Genomic DNA, 19,673 nt, shown 5'->3' on the forward strand with positions numbered 1-19,673 from the left:
CAAATTGAAGCACTCGAGCGGATTCGCCGATTAGTGAAGAAGCCGCTCAGTTGAAATCCGTTTTAGGTCTGCTTCTTCAAGATCGTAAATAGCTTACTTCTTCGTAATGCGATGGTAGCCTTTGAAAATGTATTTCACGCCGCTGTCGTCCGTATAATTGCTCCATGCGGAAATGCTGGATTCGGTTACGCCCTTGCTATTTGCGTTAATGAATTTATCATTGCCGATATACATGCCGACATGAGAAATTGTACGATCACCGCCCGTATAGAAGAAAACAAGATCACCGGGTTGTGCGGCACTCGGCAGCACTGGGGTCGTCATGTAATACTGATCCTGGGCCGTGCCAGCGATATTGACGCCGAATTTTGCAAATACAAATTCCATGAGTCCGGAGCAGTCGACGAAACCTTTTTCCGGATCGCGTGCACCCATTAAATACGGTGTTCCCAGGAAACGGCGCATTTCCTGATACACCTGGTTGACATCAAAGACTTGATTGCCGCCGGTAAGAAAGGCTGAGAAATATTTCATCACATGGTCGACGTAATCCACGTCACCGTAACTGTCCCAGCCGTTTAGCACTGCTTGCTCCTGTGAGAAAGTGACGGCTATTTCCTTACTATATCCGCCCCTGCTTGTAGCATAATCCACGAATCCGATACCGAAGTTATATGCTTGAAGTGCTACCTTTTCGTCGCCTCCTGCCTTGACCAGTAACTGCGAGAAGTACATAACGCCTTGCGCAATACTGGCATCCGGGTCCGTAAAGGTATTCCGCGGTAATCCTGCTGATTCGGACGATTGCATAACATCCGCCACACGACCGCCAGATTCCTGTTTAATGAGGGCTAAGAGCAGCGAAACCTTCTCTTCGATTCCGTACATTTTCGCGTATTTCCGGACGACCGGTTCAAGCGCCAGCACATCCATCGTGAGGCCGCCACCCTGTGCTTGTAGCGCGACTTCTGTCAAATCAATTGTCATATATCGCTTGACGTCCTCGATTTGATCCCGCGTAATGATGTGATCGGCTACCAGCATATTCAAGACCTCATCCCAGACCCGCGCATAATAGACGGTTTTGTAATACGAGCAGTCATAGTCCTCTTTCACCGTCACTTCTTTGCCATTGACGGTCTTTTTAACATCACGCTGACACGTCTGCTCAACTTTCACTCTCTCTTCACGGATGAAGTATTTCTTATAGGTGTAGGCATGTGCCTGGCTCGATTTTGAAAAGTCTTGTTCAAACACGACCGCATCCACGGCCATGATCTGCTGCCAGTTCACCGTAACGCCCGTTTCTTGTCGGATCTGCGTCGTAGCCTGGGAGTAGTAATTGAAATCCTGACTGCTTTTACCGAGCGGAACGAATTTGAAAAACATGACCGGTGCAGCGAATACCATGGCAACAACGATGACGAATGCGAAGCATGCGGCCATGATTGCCTTGATTAACTTGTCGGGGTCCCCTGCCAAGTGAATCCCGATTTTCGCTAACCAGACGGGCATTACCGACCGCCGCCCTTTCCGAACATCTCCAATTCGAATGGCGTGACCTGACTCTTTAAGTGGATCCGCTTATTTCCAGCTACGAACAAGGCCTCGCCGCGCTTTCCCTCCTGCAGGGTCTGCGTTTCTTTCTCCGACAAGCTCATAAGGGATGTCAGTGCTTCGATGTCTTTATCCCCTTGGCCCATGATGATCTTATAGACCGGGTTATCAATTAAAGCTTGGCCGTAGCGCCGAACGGCTGGATCCAGGAAATCGACCATGTTATGCGTAATGACCATGAGCCCGCCCTCATATTTCCGGATCCGTTTGGATGTGTTCCGAAGGAATTGCAGCGCCTGGGGAGCTTCCGGATCGACGAGCAAGTAGGCTTCATCGACTGCCAAAATGACTTTCTGTGACCGGTCTTCGGCAATCTTGTTCCATGCCCAGGACAGAATGTTGAAGAATTGTGCCCGCTGGATCTCGATATCCGACTCAAGCAGCTGGTTAATGTCCAGGCAGACGAAGTTGGAGTCCGCTTTGATCGTCGTTTCCCCGGACCATAGTGCTTGATCGGCCCCCTTTGCAGCTGCGCGAAGCAGCATGGCCAAAACCCTCCATTCCGGATCCGCATCCGGATTGCTCGGGTCCAGCTTTGACTTCTCATCCAAACGAGCATACAAGTCGCCAATGGTCGGCCAATCTCCATTTTGGATCGACGACGGATCCGTATCCCATACAATTCTTTTATCCTTATAGACTTCTTCCAGCGCTACTTCGAGCAGCCCCTGCTGGATCTTCGTAATATCCTTGAGGTAGAGGCGGAAAAAGGTACGAAGCGTCTGGAAATGCAAGGCAAGCGGTCCCTGACTGGTAAGTTCGGGCGCATATAGTTCATCCGCATTGTCATCGTCCATATCCTCTTCATCACGGTCATTCGGTACAAACCGCACTTGCAGCGGATTGATCCGGCCTTTCAAGCCTCCGCCGCAATCAATCCAATCGCCGCTGAGGTTTTTACACAAGTCCTTGTATTCGCGTTCCGGATCCAGGATGATGATCTTCGCGCCTCTGGCAAATTCATTCATCAGAATTTTTTTAATCAGCGTGGATTTACCTACCCCTGGGCGTCCCATAACGGTCATATTGGTGTTCGTCCGACTATCGACACGCCTCCAAAAGTCGATCAGCACAATGCCCCCGGACTTGTCTGTTCCTAGCAATACGCCATCCCCGTCATTAATGCCGGAGTACACGAATGGGTAGGAAGCTGCCATCGTTTCCACCGGCATGTTCCGCGCGCCAAGAGCAGCAATGCCTGGATCTAGGATTTTGAATGGCCCTGTGGATCGAAACCCTTCTTCTTGCTTGAACTGCGGGATACGGCCGCGCATACCAGCCGCAGCCAGCATGGATTCCACTCGCTTTTTCCTCTGCTGCAGCTCGTCTTGATCCGCTGCTGAAATGACCATGTTCACGGTCAGGAAGAAGACGCTTTGCTGCTCGCTATCGATCTTTTTCATAAGCAGCTTTGCATCATCGAATTGCTGCTGTGTGCGCTGCATGGATAACGGATTTCCGCCCTGCTGCAGCTTTCCGCCGAGCTCTCCCATCGTCACGTTAATTTGTTGAACCAACGCGTACGAATCGGTCGGCTGTGCATGTATGGAAACAACAACGCCAGGCAGCGTCGCAACGCGGGAAAGCCACGCGGCGGCAACGCGCGGCGGATAGTCCGTCACGGTAATGACCGCTTGGACCATGTCGCCAAATTCAATACTCTTGGAATGAAATTTTAGAGCGGCCGGGCTAATCGTATCTAAAAGTGCCGTCATTGTTGGTGCTTGATGGACAACCTGGCGTTTCCTTTTCGGTTTTGCGACGGCTTCACTCATGATCAACATCCTCCTGCACGTGCTCATTGTCATACCGGAATAGCGCCGGCAATGTCACTTGCGTCAGCGGCGCACGCTCGTACGCCGCTTGGCTCGCGTTCGTAAAAACAAAAAGTAAATCACGCAGCTCATCATCGTTGCATACATGAGCAACCAGGTCTGCGCCGGTTAAGCTCGAGGCTAGCTCCGTAGCTTTGTGAATTAAGATCCCTTCGTCTTGCTGTGGCTTCTTGCCAACCGATTGATCCAGCAGGATGTAAAATTGACGTTCGACGGCTTCACCGCTCGTCGCCATCGCCGCAGCATGCGTCATATATCCGGACAACAACCGGCTTCGAATGCGATCGCTGGCATGATTGTCCGTTGTCATCCCTTTCATTTCGTCCATTCTGGCAATGAAGGCATCTAAGTCGACGGGCCGGGAAATTGAAATGATTTGAAACGAGTAGTCCATGCCGTTCATGACTTCTTCCAGCGATTTGATTTTTCGTAATTTCTCATTATCCGACAACAATTCAAAATTGACCGGCTGGATTCGGATGGCTGTGATAATCGCGCCATCGCGGCGATGAATAAAACCGTTGTAAACGTCTTTGACCGGCATCCAAGATTGTGAACTCGATGACTTTGCTGCAGGTGCTGGGGAGGTTGGGGCGGCAGCTGCAGCTATTGCAGCCTTTCCCCCGCCTCCCTTCTCAGCAGCCCGCCGGTTCAGTAGTTTCTTGATCAATGTGTCCTGCCCCTTTCAACTCCGCCTACCGCCCGTCGCCGTGCCGATAGAAATACAAATTTTGTTTACCATGAAAATGTTTCATCGTCTTAAAGAATGTAATGCCGCTCATGCCGGATCGATCTTTCGTGCCGGCGAAGAAACCAACGGTACCGCAGAAGGCTGCAAGGAGGAAGCAAGCGATGGAGCCGGTCACTAAAAACAACAGGTAGGAGAGTAACACACCGAGGCCGAGGCCCCCGGCAAGGTAGAAGAGTTCCAGGAAGCCGAACCCGTTGAAAAACTCAAACCGGGTCCGGACGTTCTTCGGAATGAGGAATTCCATCCGACTTAAACTCCTTTCGTAAACATCTTCCGCATCATGACCATGGAGCTTGCCGACTGCGCTGCCCCGCCGGCCGCTTTACCTACACCCGTTGAATGGATGTACGTTTTAACGATGGACGGCGACTTATAGGTCACCCATAGGAATCCGCAAAACAGGAATAACGTAAATAAAGAACTGCCTTCAAAGTTGAATTCCGTGAGTGTGAAAAAGCTGATTTTAATGAGCAGCATTTGTATAGCCTGGGCCATGCAGATGGACAGCAGCTCTTTGAACCACCCGGAGAAAGATTGACTGGACGGATTCGTCAAACCAAGTGCCATGAAACTGCCGACAACGGCAGCGACGGCCAATTCCGCCGCACGAATGAATGTTTGAATCAGAATGACAATAAAGACCAGAATGGCAAAGACGACGGCCAAAAACGTAAAGAAGATAAACGTACCGCTGCTATTCACCATGTCTAGCAATTGCTCCATGGGGGTCTTTACGCTTTCATAGTCCACACCCGGAAGCTTAGCAATATCGCCGGCAACGTCCGTTCCGAACTGATACATCTGTTTGACCAACCAGGGCATACCGCCAATTACGGCAGCAGCTGTTACGCTTCGTGCGAGCAGGCCACCCGGATCTGCATCCGGGTCACCATTCATCCGCATCACATAGGTCATCCACGCTTCGTAGGCAACTTTTGTGGCCAGAATCGTACCTGCAAGACCTTGACTGTACAAGATGGCTTTATCCACCACTGCGAGACCAAGTACGTCACCAGCCATTGCGTTAATTGCGGTCAAAAACTGCAGGAACATATTGATTGCTTGTTCAACGATCTTTTTGAAAAAGTTTTCAATTGCGTCTTGGACAAGCCACGACATAGTCTATTCCCTCTCTATCTTGGTTTGCATTAGTAGTAGCCCAGAACCAATGTGACGATGCCGCTGGCGCTTTCCGCAACAATGGCACCGATAAGGACGTTTTTCATGGCCTTGTTATGCGCAGCGATGGAGCCCGCATCACCATCGGCCATGAGTTTTCTTAGCGCGTGGTAGCCCATCCAGAACGCAGCCGCAACCGGAACAAGAATGAGCACCCATTTCAACGCATCCGTTGCTAAGCTCTTACTACCGGTTACAATCGTCGGATCAGCGGCAGCGAATACAGCCGGCGCCGCAACCATCATCAGGATGAATAATATAGCGATCAGATAGGACGTACGGTTGAACAAGGCTTTTTTCATTTGCGACATTGGTGAATCCTCCATTATGATTAGTGGCTATTCATTATCCGTTACGAAAACAAACTTTTCTTCCAAAGACGTCTTTGGATCGACGCTGTCCTCCGTAGCCTCTTTTGAAACAGTTACAGCTGGATGATTCGTCTCGGAATTGTCATCATCCGCTACGAAAACAAATGATTCTTCCGTTAATTTTTCGTAATCTTCCGAATCTTCCGAATACTCTTTTTGCGTAACTGCAGTTATTTCGGCTTCTTCTTCTTGATCGTCGTTAAGATCCGGTATAAAAATCGGTATCCGTTCGACAAACCTCTCTTCTTCACCTCCTATTTCGTCAAAATCTGCATTCGCGGCCCAAAGAGACAGATCCGGCAATGGAACGCGGGCGGGGAAATGCCGCAACCATAACACGATCGCTTCATGATCTGGAAATCGCTCCAGTTCTTCCGGTTTTAACAGTCTTCTTCCGGTTATCCCAGAATTTTGACCTTTGGATACGTGCTTGCCTCCGTCCGTAACGCTTGAACCGGTGGTTTCTATGGTGTAATCGCCCAACTTCTTGCTGATTTCCTCGGCTGTCTTCGTGCTGGACGTGAGCAAGTAAAGCCATACATGACAGTTTCCTTTAATGGTCTCCGCTGCTCCCTGGTAAAGCTCATCGAGCTGTTGAAAGTCTTGGACGATCAGATGCCATCGGATGCCCCGGCCTCCAGAAACGGTAAGCTTCGTCGGAAAATCCTTGAACGGCGGCATGTTACCAAACTCATCCAAAATCATGTTCACACGTACCGGCAGCCGTCCATGATGCTTGTTGGCCAGTTTCACCAGGGCTTGATAGGTTTGTTCAACATATATAGCAGCAAGTGCATGCCGTGTCGTGTCCTCGTCCGGAATGATTAAGAATACCGCCGTCTTTTCTCTTCCCACGTCTGCCAGCTCGTGATCCTGGGCACCGGTCAAAAACTGAATTGCCGGATCCGCAAAGTTCTTCAAGAGCGTGGCCACGCTGGAATAAAAACTGCCTCGCATTCGTTCTGGCGCAAGGCGAGCCGCAATAAAAGCCGAACGCGCCGGATGGTCTTTCGGCAATTTCTTCATATAATCATTGAGAGGCACATAGTCGATGATTTGATTCCCCATCCTGGCCTTCTGGACCTCTCCTAACTCCCCGAGCATCGTGTAGACGCTCGTCATGTGCTTCTGCGCGTCCGCGTCTGCTTCCATGGCTACGGCCATTGTTAAGGCTTGGAGAACGGATTCCGCCCCGTTATTCCACGTTTGGTCGCCTTTTTTGGTTCCTGGCGTTTGATGGACGAACATGTGCGCCATACTGGATGCCAGCTGCACGGCCTCAGCCTCTTTGCCGGCCTTTAACGCTTGGACAACCGGATGCATCGGGTTCCACCGGTTCCCCCTGCCAGGCTCTCGTAAATCCAGAAACACGATTTTGTAGCCCATCATTTGAAGCAAGAAGCGTTTTGATTTCGCAAGAATCTCGCCCTTCGGATCGGTCAAAATCATGCTCTCGCCACTGAACGCAAGCCGCCATAGGGTCGGGAATACCCATCGCCTCGTTTTTCCGGAACGTGTAGTCCCGATAATGAGCGTATGTAAGTCCTGGTCAATGATCCACGCATACCCCTTGCGCAGCATCGTACCGACGACGATGCCTCCTTTCTGTACATATTCGCCGAACTTCCAAACCATGGCCTTCTTGTCCATTTCCCGATCCGTCATCCAACGAGACGTTCCATACTCGCCCGATCCGACAGCATCCGGTCCGCCTACCCCTTCTCGAACCTTATTTCGTTTGCCCGGAAGATCAATCCAAAACGCATAGATCAAGGGAATAGCCATGACACCTTGTAGGCAAAGCCATAACTGCCAATTCTCTTTATTGGAGAAGAGCAGCTTTAACGCTTCCACCAAATTAAACTCCTGCATCCACTGATTCGGCGCATGCATGGCATTCAATCTGAAATAATGCGGGAACCGAACGACGGACGGCAGAAACAAGATATCTAGCAAAACCAAGAGAAGGACACCGATCCATTTCCCTTTTACTTTCAGCCGTCTTCACCTCCTTCACCTAAATTCAAGAAGCTATTGAGTGTATGTTGCATACTTTCTTGATACTCGCGTTCCTCGTTCGTGATATCGGGTTCCAACGACTTCGTTTCTAACGCTGCTGTAGCTTCCTGGAAGAGCACCTTCGAAGGGATGGCTCCATCTCTTCCTTTCATGCCATGCAGCAAATATTTGATCTCTTCAATATCCTCTTTGAGGGGGACGACATGGTGGACATAATGTTCAATGGCTTGCCGAATAAATTCGGACTTATTTCTAGCATCTAGGTAGAACCTTTCGGCTTCAGGAGAGAATTCAACTTTGGCCGATAGTCGGTGTTGCTGCCGATAGACCAAACTCATCCTCTCCCTTTTCCGATTCCTTTCATGGCGAGTGCTTGCGCGGCCAGATAACCCTTTGCATTTGCAAATTGCGGATTTTCAATTTTCGCCGCAATATCGAACCTTTCCGAAAAATGTCCGTAGAGGTCATCGCCGCCTCCGCCGCCAATCATGATCGCCGCCAGCGTATTAATGTCATCTCCCCAACGTTGTTTGAGTTGTGAGCTGATATCGAAAGCCAGGGTTTCATAGGCGATTTTTTTATATGGCTTCAAGTCGACCGTTTTCCCTTTCGCCGTGAGCATACCGTTAAGCCCTTTCCATGTTAGTGCTTTCTCGACTTCCTTCAGATCCGGTTCATAACCTAACAGCGGCTTTTTGGCCATCTGCTGGATTTCTTGCTGCGCTGTATTCATACCAATGTCTAGGCTGCCGGAGTATGGTTCGGAACGCGGCGTCAGACCGCGCTTACCAATCGTCATAAACAGGTAATCGGTCGTTCTGAAGCCCACTTCGATCACGGCGATCGGTTTATTCAGCATGTGAACGTCCTTCACTTGTCCATAAATATCGTAGAGCGCTGCATAGTACGCACCTGCACCTTGAGGGAACACGAAGACACTTGCAACACGAATTTCTTTCGCTCTGCTTTTTTGCTCACCGTCAACGGTTACTTTCAGTGTTAAGCCGGTCAGTTTTTTCTGAAGGTCAGCATGTTGTGCGGCATAGACCGACATCGGAAGGCCGACTGCCAGCTCTACTGATTCTTCTTTCTCGTTCAACAAGCCCATCGCAGTTGAAATAAGAACGTCTAAATTCCGATTTTTCGCGTGTTCATTCTCCCACGTACGTTGACCTCCGGCGGCCAAGGCAGCATCGCCCACATAATACGAAAGCGCGTCTTCCTCCGGTCTCTCTGGGTTGCTAATCGTCACCACATAATCGTCACTAGAGTCGTTACCGAACGCACCCGTTACAGAACTATTCCGCTTCACGCCTACAACCGACGGAAAAATAACTTCTTTCCCGGCTTCGTTTACGCCTTTCGTGTAGCCAAAACCAATATCTACTGAAATTCGCATTGATGTTCCATCCCTTCAATTTAGCGTTCATATTCTTGGCCGCGCTGCTGTTGCCGTTCAATTTGCTTTTGTCGTTTTGCCATGCGCTGCCGCTCAATCTCACCTTGGGCTTGGGTCTGTGTTCTCACCTGTTCCACTGCCCTCCAGGCCGATTTCCATACAGCCTTGGCTGTGTTTCCTTGTTCATTCTGAATATCTTGTTGTTTTTTTTTGGTCGTCCGTATCCGTACAACCTCTTCTTTGTTGATCTGTGCCGCGCCTTGGACGACGACATTTGCAACGCGATCCCGCAGATCAGCAAACGCTTTATTTTTGGCCTTTTCGATTTTCTCCGCGTTTGTAGTATGAAGTCGGGTCATGTCCTCGACCGAATTCAAATAGCGGGTTAATGATTCCTTGAAATCCGGTTGCTGCAACATCGCATCGGCAACGTGCCGGGCCTTAACCTTGGCTTCCTCTGGCATGAATTTCAACACCGCCCGGCCGTGACCAGGCATGAGCTTTGAAAGCTCATCCATGCCTTTGACAATGACTTTCAGTTCGTCCGGGTAGGGTTTTGGTGCGATCCCCGTCTTCCCCGCGCCAGCAGCATATAAGTCCAACTCAACGCTTTTCAGCTCACCGCGGACTTCATCAACCAGAGCTACGGCTTTCTTCGTGTCACCCTTTGATAGGTCACGGATCAAGTCACGCATAGCCGTCTTTTCTTGGGTCAGACGTGTGCGTTCCTCAGCGTAAATTTCCCGTATGAAGACGTTCTTGACATCCTTTCTTTCGCCTTCGGAAATCCTTCCCTTTGTACGCTTGGGCTCCTTCTCCCACATCACTAAGTGCACATGCGGATGTCCCTTTTCCTGATGAAAAGCGGCTACCCATCGAAGGTTACTTTCACCGATCCCCATCTTGGCTGCGGCTTCCGGAACCGCCGCACGCATCACCGTTTCCCAGCTTTTCCGAGAATCGAAATCTAACAATCTAGCATCTTCCTCTTTCAAAGACAGAACCGAACGCCACACAACCCCTTGATGTTCTTGTAGTTCATTTTGCACATCGGCCAAATCCAGCTTTTCGCCCGATGCCCCGAATAAGCCATGACTCCCCGGACGTTCATGCGCGTATTTTACGTGGCCTGTAGCTGTTCCGAAGTCCTTGGCTACCGCCTCTGAAACCGGATGCTGGACATCTTTAAGTTCAAGGCCCATATCAACGCCGGTTCGCTTTCCAATGTAGTTGATATGCGCCGCATTTTTCGCCTGATTCTTCGCGCCAGGCGCGTAAAATGACAACTTGAACATAAACGGTGATTGAAAGCGTGTATGCTCATCTGTGAGTGAAAGATTAGCCATTGCCACTTCCTTGATCGGTTAACTGATCGTTGGACGTTTTCACAAAAGCAACCGCTTGTTTGCGTGCCGCCTCATGCAGCGCTCGTCCATTCTTTCCTAAATCCTCAAAGACTTGCTGATTCATGTACATCCCTGTCGCAGCTGCGATTGCCGTTTTGGCATTGATCTTAGCCAGCCGTTCTTCGACGGGCTTTAAGGCATCCCCCATGGCCTGGCGGACAGCAAGCAATACGGGATCCATGCTGTCCTGAACCAACTCCTGAGCAACTGCCCTCTCCAGCAGTCGACGACATAATTCGGCTTTGGCTTCGCGGCGCATTTCGACCAACGCATTTAACTTCTTGTCTAAATCTTCATCGAGCCGGATTCGCATCGGATTCATTAGCTTTTGCTTCATCGTTTCACCCTTTCTTCGTGTTGTAGTCGCAAAAAATAAAGCAGGACCAATCGTTTGCAAAATTCTGTAGTCCGAAGTTGGCGAAAAGGTACAACACCGTGCCCCGTTTCGTAGTCACTACTTATGCGTATTCTCCCCGGCTTTGCCGGGGATGTGTAGACTCTGCGCGACACGCGCCTTATCCTGCCTTAATAAATAATCCCTTTGTTTTTCTCGTGCTGCTGGGAATCATACAGCGAATTTTTTGATTCCCACTCCTTACTCCTGTCATCACTCCACGCTCCTCGTCATAATGAAAAAGCAGCATCCTTCTCTAAGGAGCCGCTTCAGATCCCGGCCTTAACCAGGGAAACATTCGGCGGCCAGGCTGTCATTCATTCGCTGCTGGCGAACCTTAGACCCTGTGGCTTTGCGTCCTTGCCTTTCAGCAAGTTTGCTATTGTCGTTGTTTATACAGTTTTTTGGTAACTAGGACAAAAGACTATTTTTGTGCATTCATTATTAAAATGATTCTTTTTCTCATTGCATAAACGCAGGTCATTTCAAAAAACTAAGACTAAAGGACTATCTAAAATATATACTACATAAAAAATGTTACTTTAACCTTTTTAAGTCATAATAATCTGCCGACAACCTATTTATACCAATCTTTGTGTGCACCTTAGATCGCTCTGTTAGTCATAATACTACCTGTCACATATTTTTCCAAGTACAAATATTTAAAACTTTTAAAAGTTCACATTTTATATACCATGAGGTTGATATCGTAATAGGTGAAAATGCCACCTTCGGCCTTGATATTTGCACATCTAATGTCCTAGTCCAATTGGATCATAAATTCCCAAGCTCCGCAGCTCCCCCTAACTGCTTGCTGATTGTTGTACTTCATAATTCCTTATATCCGCCATCGTTGATGATTTCTGTCTTAAAATGAAACGTTCAATTTATTACCGAAATTCATAATAGATTCATCTTGTATTCAATGGGATCCATTCACTGTAGTCAGACTATTAATAGGAACAATGCCCCCATTCAAAGTGAATAGTGTGCAGAGTCATAATTTCAGTTTTAAAATGCTCAATAAATCCCTATAAGTCATAACAAAAAATATGGTCAAAATTGATGTATATAATAGAAGGAACGAAATCAACGCGATTAAAAATATGACCATATACAAGTTATGAATTTCTCAATATTAGCGTACATCATGAGTTCGTCTAAATACCTCGCGATCAAAGCTCGCGTTGTTCATTGAAAATAAAGTAATAGACTTAGTCGATGCGTTGGACCAACGGTCAGTTTAATGTGTTGTGATATGATAGAACTAGTGATTGTTCTATCCAGGAGGAGTATCGATGCACCAGATAAAACCGCAAGAATTCGAGGCTGTTATTAAACTCCCCTCGAATATTAGGTATGAATACTTTATAAAGAGGGTCGTTGATTCAGAAGAAGTCTGGGGGTTATATGATGACGGATGGGCAATGTCTTCAGATGACAACGGGAGATTGCTTATTCCATTCTGGCCTAAGAAAGAATTTGCAGAGTACTGCGCTTATGAGGATTGGTCAAATTATAAAGCACAGGGGATCCCATTAGACGAATTTATTAATGACTGGTTACCCAATATGGCTGAGGACCAGCATATGCCATCAATCTTTTGGAACCGAGATGATTCTGCAGTTCTTGAGATTTCAGTACTGCTAAATGATTTAGAGCAGGAACTTGAAAAGTATTGAACCATCGTCACGCTAACGATTACGACAATGCAATGCACAATATCGATAAAGATGTACATCGAACGGAATCTCACCAGAGATAAGGAATGGGAACAAAAATTAAGATCGTGGACTCGGACTCGGGGGATCTTACTTTGAAGGTTAAGAAGGTCTGTTATTTATTGCTGGAGGGAATCCGTGAATTATAAATTTTCGATTGTTGACGATGACACTGATCAGGTATTGGGTTTCTGTAATGCGATAGAGTCAGTACAACAAAAGTCGAGAAACGATGAGAAATGCTATTCGCAACTGATGTTACATAGCTTTACACTTTCAGATGTTTGCAGGGCCATGCCTAAAATAGTTTTTTCAAACTTCTATCTTAATTTCCTGAGCAAGGACAATACGGTTCTAGGTGGATATTATTTCAGTTCGGATCAACTCGTGAAAATAAATCCATTATAATTATTGGAAGAGACACCTGTTACTATAGGGGGGTATTTTGGGGAAGAACCTTTACCTTTAGCAAGTCAGGTTTGGGATCAACTACGTGAGAACCCTAACACCTATGGGCAATGGAAAAACTGTTCATTGGAAGAGAAACGAGCATGGTTACAAGTTGTCCGTTTAAGGGGCCTAAGGGATGATACAATGGGAAAGGATCAAGTAGTAGGAATTGATGGTAAGTGTATTCAAGATGAAGTGACGTGGTACCTGGTCTTTGGTGAAGCTATCAATGGTCCCTTTGGCTATTATGGTGCGAATTTGGATAGTCTTAGTGATTGTTAATGTGGAGGGTTTGGTTTGGTCCCTCCCTTTACGTTAGAGTGAATGGACTTTCATTATTCATTTGAGAGTAACCGGGAAAATCATGCTCGATTTATTTCCTTGTTATTTCAAATCCTTACTAGCCGAGGATGCAAAATACTGATTTCTAATTAAGCTAACGGTTACGATGGCTCAATTATGACACGAAGGCAGCTCGGAGAACGATCTGCTGCTTTCGTTACGTTAAGGACCATTGGCGGAGAACATTCAACTCATTAGTCCAGAGTTCGCAGAATGAGCAAACAATCCAATTCATTTATAATTGCTTCATCAGCAGATCCTCATTATTCATTAAGATCTGCAGGACAATACATCGTATAGTTGCCAGGCAATACCGCGATACCGACGAAGTAACTTTTCCACGACTTAAGTATTGTCCGCGGCATCAGCTGCAATATCATTGCGGAACTTGTGCAAGCTGTAATCGTGGAATACCGTTAAACGAACGAGATTGCCGTCGCGTTGATTTTTGGTGAGGAAAGCATCTATGGGTCCATCTAGTCTCGTATTAATAAGTTCATCGTAATAGAGAAATTGGACGGTCGTAATAAGCCGGGTAAGTATGCATTACCAATCGCGAGCACCTTGCCGGTTTGTATTCGTTCCATTGGCCGACAGTCATCGTGGACTCCATGATCGTTTAGCCGGATTACGGCAGCGGTTAGGTTGCGGCCTCAAAAATGATTGAGCGTGCCTTGCCCTGCATACGTGCCTTCGGGGAATAGCGCTCTCACTTGCAGGAAGGTCAAAGATACCGTTATTCGTCTAAAGGTTGGACATTCGTCAGTTTCAAGCGGCACCGCTTTGATAAGTCCCCTAAAAGGAATTGTACCGCACCTATCCTTGCGATTATTTTGAAGGCATCCACTCTTCTCACCTGATCGGATAGTTCTGAAACATCTCCTCTCCAGTTACGAAAAGCTCTGTTGTTTTATTCTCTTCTATCTTATTGACGCATTCATGTCCCATCGTACGCATTAAACTGTCATAAATTAAATGGTGCTGATGAGTGAATTGTTCATAATTCACATACATGAATTGTAGTATTTGTTCTTCAATGAATTCATAGCCTTCACGAATTGCTGTTATGACGTAGTCTCGAAGATCTTCCAGCGAAGCTTTTGGTTCTGAATACAAGTATGTACTTTCTAGATAGGGAATACAGCGCTTAGCCTCATCCAGTTGAATAGAAGCTTTTTGACGGAAATTGAATTGATTATTGTTTTCTTTATCGACGGCTGCGTTATGAGTGATGGTTAGTTCTTGGATATTTGGTATCTGGGTCGATTGTTGTTTTGCCTGCTGAAGCGTTCTTTGTTCTACGTAATTGGAATAGTCCTCCATTTGAATGGCACCAAGTGCATTATAAAACACTTCTCGTGAACTCTTATAAGCAAAGGCACACATTTCATCCATACTCATTTCAATGTATTGCTTATGAGTTCTTTCTTTGTAAACCTGAAAAATACGTTTGATGACGTTTGATCCAAGAGTGAGTAGATCAGCCTTAGTTAAGATGTTCTGTTTTATAGACTTGTACGCCTGCGTGATCTTCTGCCAAATGTATCGCAGCTTTGTATTAAAAATGCCGGCATAGAGTTCGTTGATTTCTTTGGGAACATATTTAACAAATTTTTTTAAAGTGCGGTTTTCGACATTAGATTGAATAACCATTTCTTGTTGGTCAAGAGTCGGTAAAGAGTAGGTAGAGCTGCTAGAATCGGTGAAATCCATTGCGGCACTAGGCTTTTCAGTACTTCCAGCTTTCTGATTTGCTTTCTCTCTAGCTTTCCATCCTAGATTAAGATAATCGTTGATATGGTTGAAATAAGGATGGTTAGTGAAAAAGTGAATTGAGCAGCCGAGGCCATTCTGTTTTTTTGAACACCGGTTAGCTTTGTAAAGAATGCCTTCTTCACGTAAGATCTTCAGCGCTTCGTAAATGGTTGAACGCGCGATACCATACTTCTCTGAAATATGGTCCGGACTTGCATAAACGAAACCACGGTCAATTGCCAAGAAACAAATATAGTCAATGGCTTGTCTCGTTTTTTCTTTAAGATTGAACCATTTATCTCCAAAGACCTCCTCAATCGACTGAATCATTTTAAATTTGAATTCTTTTAAAGCGTCGGGGTTGACTGCTGGTATGTAGGTTTTTAGCTGCTTGATATAATTAAATTCAGCGGAGGTGATTTTACGGTTTTTTGGCATGTCAATTAATCAGACTAAAAGTAATCAAAAGGGGGAGGGTGGAGATTTAGGCAAGATTAGGGTCGTTATTTGGCGTAATAACATGCAGATTATAACACTTATATGCATGCCAAATAGAACCGCTTATCATTGCAATTTCATCGAAATATGCTATAATTAATTTATAGCTGAATAGAGCTGATGAGTCATCAGACTCGTAGCCTTTTCAGATGAATTATGTTGGGCCGCGAAACCCATAAGCTTTACCCTTTTGATACCCTCATTGCGCTACCAACGCATTGGGGGTGCTTTTTTGTCTGATATCCTCCTCTCTAGTTTTCTAGTGCCATAGCTTTATGGATTAATCCACTAAAATCGTATTTTTGTGCAGTCTTCGTTCGATTCACTTTCAGGAAGTTCTTTTTTTTCATCTCTGAAATGATCGATTTAAACTGACGTTCCTGAACGCCCAGCATAGCAGCTAATTCCTCTTGTGTTGGCATTTCTTTATCTTCTGTGCTGACGAAGGTTATCAAGACAAATAGCGTGAATTCATTTGGCTTTATCCCTAATTTACTAAAATTTTTTAGGATAGCCTTCTCTATTTTGACGGTTGTATCTAGTTGTTCTGGGGCATATTGAATCAAAAAAGACATGTGGCTAACCCTCTTTATGTGCAGTTTACAACACTAGTTATTCACAACTAATTCGGATTATATCATCCGAAACTTGATATGTAAACAATGGAAAGTGTCCTTTACTGCACCTGAATTAAAAAACCTTATAGTTATACACAAAAACCCTTCTCTTTTAGGCTAAGAGAAGGGTTTATCCACACTTATGAGTTATTTTTAATCTTCGAAAAAGTTAGCTACCACTTTTTTGTTTGTCATTTTCAACTGTTGTATGACCAGATCAAGATCTTGGTTTAAAAGTCTTGCCCAGCGGGGATCCTGCTCTAATTCTGCGAAGGCTTCTTCCAAGAGATTATTAATAAATTCTCCTTTGATCCTGCCGCCGTGGGCACGATCGAACATCTCAAGTTTAGCAAGGTTTTCATATGTCATATGCAGCGTTGTTCGTTTGTGCGTATCTTCTTTCGTTTGTTTATTCTGAATCAGGTGCCGGACATTACCACTGACTTTATTGAGCAGGCCGCTGCTTACAGGAACTGCTTGTTGAGATTTCGGCGCAGCTGGTTCTTCTGTTTGCACGATATGTTCTACTGCCTTTGCTTGTTTTTTTGGAGTGTCGACAATTATATTCTCGATGGCGGGAGGCACCTCATTATCGGAGATCGCTGTTTCTAAGGTCACTTTTTCTGTTGTTTCGACAGGGGGTTCTACTTCAATCTCCGGTTGTAAAGCTTCTTTATTTTCTTCTCGTACTGCTTCAGGTGTTACTGGTACAGCTGTTTCCTCTTCCTCTGTTGTAATCGCAACTTCGGGAATGGTAGCCAATGTTTCAATCAGTTTACCTTTATTTTCGTTGCGGGGAGATTCGGATGTACTTCCCGACAGTTTCTTCCATCGTTCCATTTTCGTACTCATCTTATCCCACCCTTGTGATGATTTCATCAATCAGTGCGTTGTACATGCCCTGTACTTCCCTATCTGATGCCGTGTTGTCTTTAATGCCTTCAAACGTGTATTCAAGTATCCGTGCTTTTCTTTTGATTGTGGTATCAAATACGAGGCTCCCATACTCTTCTCTTGTTTCACTAAGCACGTGCTGAGCCATAGAGTACCTGGAATCAATCATAGCCGTTAGAATGCCTAACAGACGCGTATTTGGGTTAACGCCGTCTACAACGTGTTCCAGGGTCTCTAAATATCGTTCAAGAGCTGATTTGCAGAATGGCTCAGACTGCAGGACAACAATTGCAAAGTCAGAAGCAGCCATACCATTAATCGTTTGTTCCCCCAGATTTGGCGGTAGATCGATAAAGATAAAGTCGTAATCGTCTTTTACGACCTCCAGTGTTTTGCGTAAAAGCTTTGATGGTGCAAAACGATCCGTATTACCTTCTTTTTTTAAAATTTCTAAGTAGTCAGTAAAAATCCACGTACCGATTTTCGCTAGAAAATCTTCTGCCGGAAGGATATGTAGTTTTTCATTTATTTCGTAGATATATGGACGTGGGTCACGTTGTTTGCATGCTTCAAATGCAGTTTTTTTTTCAAAATCATAGGGATCTTTTTGGGTAAGGAACTGCGTCAGGTTACCCTGCGAATCAAAATCGACCGCCAGAACCTTGTAACCTCGTTTAGCCATAAGGTATGCAATCATACCTGTACTGGTTGTCTTTCCGCAGCCGCCTTTCTGGATGCCGAAACTTATTGTTTTCCCCATTGGTTTTCCCTACCTTTCATACCGTATTTCTCTTTATGCATTATACTCTACCATTATATTCTGCGTCAATGAATCCTGCTTATATTACAGACACAGTCTTTTTACTTATGTTTTTTATAAAAATTAAGTCTTACTATTTCCTCGCTGTATTCTTGATTAATTGGTATCCTTCTTATTTATTATCAATTTTTAATATTACCGAATAGATTCATTATTATTGAATACGGATTCTTTTAGATATAATTATAATTTGTAAGATATATATCAGGTTCATATATTTAATAAAAATACGCATGATTGATTATTAATAATTAAATTACATTATCATATTAAATAATCATAAGAAAGATACTAATTAATATTAAAAAAATATAATATAAAATACAATTAATACACGTTCATTTAATAGATTTATATACTTAAGATTTCAAATAAAAATATATATTTCATTAAACATTTTAATCATTAATAAGAAAAAAAATTATTATAATTCAATGCATACGTTACATATCACTTAAAAAGATACAAATATAAAATTAATATGTAATATTACTTCACTCGAAAACGGATCCTTTATTAGAAATATACCTAAAACCCATAATACATATAGATATTAAAAGATAATTAATACCTAAAGATACTAATAAGAAATCATACAACATTATAACAATACGCGTTAATTATGTTAAACACGCATGAACATTTATAGTTGGTATATCCATCAATTAAAATAAATGATTCAAAACCTTGATAATTATTCTTGAATACAAACAATGAATATAAATAATGAATATAAGTCATGAATATAAGTCATGAATAATAAATTGGCGAATCCAGGAGAGTTCATCAGACAGTGAATGTGGCAGCCGAAGTCCAAGCGAAGTGGAGTGAAACAAAGTTAAGTATCAAGTTCAAAGAGATGAATATATAAACATGAACATTGAATATTAACTATGAATATAAATATCGGATATAAGATATGTAAAAATGCGATGTTATTAGTCTTTGAACCAAATTTATTAATTTTCCTTTGATAAGGATATTAAAATAGCATCCAATCATCTGAAAGGAAATGTGACTATCAACTTTTTAGGTTCTCATACTCCAGGGGAGGTGGGTCGCTAACATTGTTTGTGTTGATTGGTGAGCTCTCTATAATTGGAAATTATTTATGAATCGAAGTCTGCAGCTGTGATGAAGTAGATATACTGAATCATAATTGTTTGGACCTGAAGCTCCATAGGTATTGTTGCTCTTGGCAGCGGAGAACGAAATCAACATTAGAAGAAAGAGAGGGTATTGCCTAGTATACGAATAGTCAATTGATATGATAGCCAGAATAATCACCTCCTTTTAATGAAAATATAAGGAGTATGATTTAATTACCTTCAAATGCAATGTTCATGAATACAGTTATTGAATATGAATATTGAATATAACTACTGAATATAAACTGATTCTAAAGATTGGTTTACTTAAGAACAATGGCTGCCAAAGATACTCCAAACTCATAAAAATTTAATTCCAATATCCCTCAATGAATAATTGTTGAGGATGAAGATGGTAGATCGTTAAATGTATGTGTGAACTAAGTTTCAATTGAAAATGCCTAGACCTAAAGCAGAATATAAAAAGGTGTTTTAGATTAATAACAAAACAGTTCAT

Annotated in this window: 16 protein-coding genes and 1 riboswitch; of the genes, 1 reads left to right on the forward strand and 15 read right to left on the reverse strand. The window is 44.4% G+C overall.

Going from position 1 to position 19,673, the window contains the following annotated elements; genetic code table 11:
* Positions 1-93: 93 nt before the first annotated feature.
* The 11 genes from AC50YL_RS34640 to AC50YL_RS34690 are packed head-to-tail and all read right to left on the reverse strand — an operon-like array spanning position 94 to position 10,914.
* The gene (locus AC50YL_RS34640; RefSeq protein WP_494837931.1) at positions 94-1,515 is read right to left on the reverse strand and encodes a bifunctional lytic transglycosylase/C40 family peptidase; all 1,422 of its coding nucleotides are present in this window, start codon (positions 1,513-1,515) and stop codon (positions 94-96) included.
* On the reverse strand, positions 1,515-3,392 hold the full coding sequence (locus AC50YL_RS34645; RefSeq protein WP_494837932.1) for a VirB4 family type IV secretion system protein: 1,878 nt from the start codon (positions 3,390-3,392) through the stop codon (positions 1,515-1,517). The genes AC50YL_RS34640 and AC50YL_RS34645 overlap by 1 nt, the downstream gene beginning before the upstream one ends.
* The gene (locus AC50YL_RS34650; protein ID WP_494837933.1) at positions 3,385-4,122 is read right to left on the reverse strand and encodes a TraC-like domain-containing protein; all 738 of its coding nucleotides are present in this window, start codon (positions 4,120-4,122) and stop codon (positions 3,385-3,387) included. Before AC50YL_RS34650 ends, AC50YL_RS34645 begins: the two co-directional genes overlap by 8 nt.
* A gap of 25 nt (positions 4,123-4,147) precedes the next feature.
* On the reverse strand, positions 4,148-4,447 hold the full coding sequence (locus AC50YL_RS34655; RefSeq protein WP_494837934.1) for a hypothetical protein: 300 nt from the start codon (positions 4,445-4,447) through the stop codon (positions 4,148-4,150).
* Between the two features lie 5 nt (positions 4,448-4,452).
* Entirely contained in the window at positions 4,453-5,322 is an 870-nt protein-coding gene (locus AC50YL_RS34660; protein WP_494837935.1) for a conjugal transfer protein TrbL family protein, read from the reverse strand.
* 29 nt (positions 5,323-5,351) lie between these two features.
* Positions 5,352-5,693, reverse strand: coding sequence for a hypothetical protein (locus AC50YL_RS34665; RefSeq protein WP_494837936.1), 342 nt, complete (start codon positions 5,691-5,693; stop codon positions 5,352-5,354).
* 27 nt (positions 5,694-5,720) lie between these two features.
* On the reverse strand, positions 5,721-7,715 hold the full coding sequence (locus AC50YL_RS34670; RefSeq protein WP_494837937.1) for a VirD4-like conjugal transfer protein, CD1115 family: 1,995 nt from the start codon (positions 7,713-7,715) through the stop codon (positions 5,721-5,723).
* A gap of 32 nt (positions 7,716-7,747) precedes the next feature.
* On the reverse strand, positions 7,748-8,110 hold the full coding sequence (locus AC50YL_RS34675; RefSeq protein ID WP_494837938.1) for a hypothetical protein: 363 nt from the start codon (positions 8,108-8,110) through the stop codon (positions 7,748-7,750).
* Positions 8,107-9,171, reverse strand: a complete 1,065-nt coding sequence (locus tag AC50YL_RS34680; protein ID WP_494837939.1) for a ParM/StbA family protein — start codon at positions 9,169-9,171, stop codon at positions 8,107-8,109. Before AC50YL_RS34680 ends, AC50YL_RS34675 begins: the two co-directional genes overlap by 4 nt.
* A gap of 20 nt (positions 9,172-9,191) precedes the next feature.
* On the reverse strand, positions 9,192-10,517 hold the full coding sequence (gene mobP3, locus AC50YL_RS34685; RefSeq protein WP_494837940.1) for a MobP3 family relaxase: 1,326 nt from the start codon (positions 10,515-10,517) through the stop codon (positions 9,192-9,194).
* Positions 10,510-10,914: a hypothetical protein gene (locus AC50YL_RS34690; RefSeq protein WP_494837941.1), complete on the reverse strand. Its 405-nt coding sequence runs from the start codon at positions 10,912-10,914 to the stop codon at positions 10,510-10,512. The genes mobP3 and AC50YL_RS34690 overlap by 8 nt, the downstream gene beginning before the upstream one ends.
* A gap of 354 nt (positions 10,915-11,268) precedes the next feature.
* Positions 11,269-11,362, reverse strand: a riboswitch (cyclic di-GMP riboswitch).
* Between the two features lie 907 nt (positions 11,363-12,269).
* Here AC50YL_RS34690 and AC50YL_RS34695 point away from each other — a divergent pair.
* Positions 12,270-12,653, forward strand: a complete 384-nt coding sequence (locus AC50YL_RS34695) for a DUF2750 domain-containing protein (RefSeq protein WP_494837942.1) — start codon at positions 12,270-12,272, stop codon at positions 12,651-12,653.
* A 1,683-nt stretch (positions 12,654-14,336) separates the two neighbouring features.
* On the opposite strand, the gene AC50YL_RS34700 is transcribed toward AC50YL_RS34695, so the two are convergent.
* From AC50YL_RS34700 to AC50YL_RS34715, 4 genes are all read right to left on the reverse strand, one after another.
* Complete coding sequence (locus AC50YL_RS34700; protein WP_494837943.1) at positions 14,337-15,677, reverse strand: hypothetical protein; 1,341 nt, start codon at positions 15,675-15,677, stop codon at positions 14,337-14,339.
* Between the two features lie 311 nt (positions 15,678-15,988).
* Positions 15,989-16,312, reverse strand: coding sequence for a hypothetical protein (locus AC50YL_RS34705; protein ID WP_494837944.1), 324 nt, complete (start codon positions 16,310-16,312; stop codon positions 15,989-15,991).
* A gap of 195 nt (positions 16,313-16,507) precedes the next feature.
* Positions 16,508-17,206 carry a hypothetical protein gene (locus AC50YL_RS34710; RefSeq protein ID WP_494837945.1) on the reverse strand — a complete coding sequence of 233 codons (699 nt, stop codon included), beginning with the start codon at positions 17,204-17,206 and terminating at the stop codon, positions 16,508-16,510.
* Position 17,207: 1 nt separating this feature from the next.
* Positions 17,208-18,008: a ParA family protein gene (locus AC50YL_RS34715; protein ID WP_494837946.1), complete on the reverse strand. Its 801-nt coding sequence runs from the start codon at positions 18,006-18,008 to the stop codon at positions 17,208-17,210.
* Positions 18,009-19,673: the final 1,665 nt, after the last annotated feature.

This window comes from Paenibacillus sp. J22P277 (assembly GCF_059383675.1).